The organism is Desulfosarcina sp., assembly GCF_046496365.1.
Classification (GTDB): Bacteria; Desulfobacterota; Desulfobacteria; order Desulfobacterales; family Desulfosarcinaceae; genus Desulfosarcina.
Window position 1 is genome coordinate 1 of record NZ_JAWOHB010000139.1, and the last position, 3,420, is coordinate 3,420.

Annotated in this window: 4 protein-coding genes and 1 pseudogene; 1 reads left to right on the plus strand and 4 read right to left on the minus strand. The window is 60.3% G+C overall.

The features are described 5' to 3' along the window. The 4 genes from R6V78_RS13330 to R6V78_RS13345 form a co-directional block, all read right to left on the minus strand. A partial coding sequence (locus R6V78_RS13330; protein WP_410289857.1) for an FAD-dependent oxidoreductase occupies nucleotides 1-641 on the minus strand: 641 nt, incomplete at its 3' end. Next, nucleotides 638-1,495, minus strand: a complete 858-nt coding sequence (locus R6V78_RS13335; protein WP_410289858.1) for a heterodisulfide reductase-related iron-sulfur binding cluster — start codon at nucleotides 1,493-1,495, stop codon at nucleotides 638-640. The genes R6V78_RS13335 and R6V78_RS13330, both read right to left, overlap by 4 nt. Continuing rightward, entirely contained in the window at nucleotides 1,492-2,040 is a 549-nt protein-coding gene (locus R6V78_RS13340) for a 4Fe-4S dicluster domain-containing protein (protein WP_410289859.1), read from the minus strand. The genes R6V78_RS13335 and R6V78_RS13340 overlap by 4 nt, the downstream gene beginning before the upstream one ends. Next, nucleotides 2,037-2,573 carry a PocR ligand-binding domain-containing protein gene (locus tag R6V78_RS13345; protein ID WP_410289860.1) on the minus strand — a complete coding sequence of 179 codons (537 nt, stop codon included), beginning with the start codon at nucleotides 2,571-2,573 and terminating at the stop codon, nucleotides 2,037-2,039. The genes R6V78_RS13340 and R6V78_RS13345 overlap by 4 nt, the downstream gene beginning before the upstream one ends. A gap of 229 nt (nucleotides 2,574-2,802) precedes the next feature. Between R6V78_RS13345 and R6V78_RS13350 the strand changes: the two are divergent. After that, nucleotides 2,803-3,420, plus strand: a pseudogene (locus R6V78_RS13350) (WD40 repeat domain-containing protein); the annotation flags it as partial.

Below are 3,420 nucleotides of genomic sequence, written 5' to 3' on the forward strand. Positions count from 1 at the left end.
GTGATGCCGGGGTGCTGATCCACGATCACCATTTTGGGGGTCATGATGCAGGCGGCGCAGTCCAGGGTGGGAAAGGTCTTGTCGAATTGGGCCATATGGCCGCCGATGGAGGGTTCCCGTTCCACCAGGTAAACCGGGTAACCTGCATCCGCAGCCGTGATGGCCGCCTGCATGCCCGCAATGCCTCCGCCCACCACCACAATGCCCTTCTCCACCGCCACCTCCCGCGATACCAGGGGCTGGTGGTTGACCACCCGTGCCACGGCCCCTTTGACCAGATCCATGGCCTTCAGCGTGGCCTGTTGCGAGTCAAGCGTCACCCAGGAGGTGTGTTCGCGGATGTTGGCCATTTGAAAGCAGTGCGGGCTGATCCCGGCCCGCTCACAGGCTTTGCGGAAGGTGGGTTCGTGCATGCGAGGCGAACAGGAGGCCACCACCACCCGGTTCAGGCCGAGCTCCCGGATGTCGGCGATGATGGTTTCCTGCCCGGGGTTGGAGCACATGAACTTGTAATCCCGAGCCACCGCCACGTGGTCCAGGGTTTCGGCGAACTCGGCCACCCTCTCCACATCCACTTTCGGGGCGATGTTCATGCCACAGTGACATATATATACGCCGATTTTCGGGTCCCTTGGATTCATGAAGCCTTCTTTTGCATGGTGCTGAGGGAAATCAAAAGCTTGTTCAGTCCCAGATCGACAGGGCCGATGCCCAGGGCCCGGCCGATCATTTGGGTAAAGTAGGTCACCGGCAGGGGATCCTTCCCCAGGCTCCTTTGCCCTGCGTCCAGGTTGAACTGGCACATGGGGCAGATGGTGGTAATGATCCGTCCGCCTTTGTTGCGGATCTCCCCCACAATGCGGCCGATCATAGGACTGCAGGCATCGGCATAGGGCACGGCGTGGGAGGCGCCGCAGCAAAGGGTGCCCGCGGAATGCTCCACCACGTCAAACCCCAGGCCGGTGAGGAGGCGCTGCAGCACGACAGGATGCTGGGCTTCCGGACCGGTGGCCCACGGTCGCGAGTACTGACAACCGTAGTAGACGGCGACCGCCCCTGCCCCATGTTCCGCCTGCCTCTGTTCTATGAGCAGGCGGTCAAAAGGTTCGGCGACCAGCAGGTCAAGGTAGTGGAGGACCTTGGGCAGGGGCAGGGCGAGCCCGAGGCCCTGATCGGCCAATCTTCGCGACACCTCCGCCAAGGCCGGAGGATCGGTGGTCAAGCGCTTTCCGGCTTTGCGGAGCGTCGTGTAGCAGGCGTTGCAAACGGTGACGATGTCGGTGTGGCCCTCCTTTTGGGCCAGGGCAAAAAGCCGTCCGCACAGGGCCAGGCCGTCGCCTTCGTTCAGGCTGAAGGCCGCTGTGGCGCCGCAGCAGTTCCAGTCGTCCAACTCTTTCAGGCGAATCCCCAGGCGGGGGTTGAGAGCCGCCACCGATTCGGCGTAGCCTGCGGCACTTTGATAGGCGCACCCGGGGAAAAAAGCATAGGTCTTCATGCATCCGGCTCCCTCTTGCGACACCGGGCCGTCAGTGCAGCGACATGGCTGGGATCGCGGGAGCGGTTGGGGAAGAAGTCCAGGCGGCCCCGCGCCAACAGCTTCAGGGCGGTGACCGTGTTGGCTGCGGCGTCTCCGGGGTGTTTCAGACTGTAGCGGGCCATGACGTGGCTCTCGGTCATGCGGCCGTTCCTGCCCACATCCTCCACAAAGGCACGATAAAAATCCGGCAGCTTATGGACGCGTGGCTGGCAACCGTCCGCCACCGCCATCTGTTTGAGCCGGTACATAATGTCGGCCACAGGGATATCCTGGGGACAGCGGTCCATGCACTGGTAGCAGGAAACGCAGTACCAGGGGGTATTGGACTTGAGAGCCCCGGCAAGATCGCCGTCCCGGATCAGTGCAAAAAGGGCCCGGGGCGCATAATCCATTTCGGCGCCCAGAGGGCAGGAGCCGCTGCAGGCGCCGCATTGAATGCAGCGCAGGATCTGGCGGCAGTCGGGATGGGCAAAAAAAGGATCGTCCGGATGGGGGTCGCTCATGGTCCCTTTGGACTCCTTCCCCTTCCCCGGTCCAGAAAAGCACTTACGATCCCGCCGATGCGGCCCTGGATGAAATCCGCCAGTTCCCGGGCATGTTCCATGGTGATCGAAGGCACTTCCCCGGCCAGCGCTTCAACCTTGTCCTCTTCCATGCCGGTGATTTTATTCACCAGGTAGGTGTCCACCTCGCCGCCTTCGAAAATCTTTCCGCACCCGCCTACGGATCCGAGATACGTGTCATCGACAATAACCGGCACCAGCAGTTTGACCATGCCCGCGTCACACTCTTCGATCACCGGACGGCGGGTGTTCTTGGCCGTGTTGGCCAGGTTCATGTGGGCGGTAGCACAAATGAAACTCTGCCCTTTGGGTATGGATTTAATTTCCGGGCAGAGACGGTTCGGCCAGCGATGGCTGCGGTGGATGCGAATGCCTTTGGTATTGTAAACGGCCGGATTCAGCTGCGAGGTGCTGTAAATCTCATCTTCCAGGGTTGTCCACGTTTCGAGGGGACAAAGATCCAGCAGTTCCATAATGGAACCTCCTTTTGAAGACCAGCTGCAATATAGACCGAATGGAAGGATAATTCAAGGCCGCACACCCCCTCCCAAGGCAAGCTGTTGGGTTCCTTTTTTCTTGACTAAAAAGCTCAAATTCGCTAGGACACAACGGAATGCGAAAGCTCATTCCCTGCTTTTTCTCCGGCCGGGTTGTTTCAAGACAGTACAGATCATGAAATACCCACACAGAAAGGAACCGTGAATGGAAGGACAAAGCTCCTGGGATTGGGGACCGGGAAAACGGCGGATTCAGAAAACCGCAGCCTGTTCCAGGGAAGTGGTCTGGATGGAGGAGCCTCTGGCCAGCCCGGACGGCGAAAAAATCGCGTCCATCGTGAATCTGGAGAACGCCGTTTTCGGTCTCTGTGTAAACGGGGACCTGCTGGAGCAGACCTTTGAGAAGGTTTGGGGGCTTTCTTTTTCCCCGGACGGCCGCCTGGCGGCGATTGCCAGCACCGATGCGGAGTGGACCGTGGTGGTGGACGGCCTCCCCTGGGAAACCGCCTTCGGTTTTGTATGGAATCTTTCCTTCTCCCGTACCGGCGACCGGATCGGTGCCGCCGTTCAACAGGATATGCGTTACGGCGCTGCGGTGGACGGAAATCCATGGCCGGACTTCTTTGACAACGCTTCCGACTTCGCCCTGAGCCCCTGCGGTGCTCATACTGCCGCAGCCGTGCAGACCCGGGCCATGGATGCGGCGGACATTCAAACATTCCAGCAGGGATGTTACTCCGTCGCCGTAGACGGCAAGGTATGGGGCGAAAACTTCGTGAATGTGTGGACCCCGGTGTTCGACGGATCGGGAGATCATGTGGCG

What these genes read in the sequence shown, in the direction of transcription:
- R6V78_RS13335 (WP_410289858.1), bottom strand. Translation starts at nt 1,495, where the DNA reads ATGAAGACCTATGCTTTTTTCCCCGGGTGCGCCTATCAAAGTGCCGCA.
- R6V78_RS13340 (WP_410289859.1), bottom strand. Translation starts at nt 2,040, where the DNA reads ATGAGCGACCCCCATCCGGACGATCCTTTTTTTGCCCATCCCGACTGC.
- R6V78_RS13345 (WP_410289860.1), bottom strand. Translation starts at nt 2,573, where the DNA reads ATGGAACTGCTGGATCTTTGTCCCCTCGAAACGTGGACAACCCTGGAA.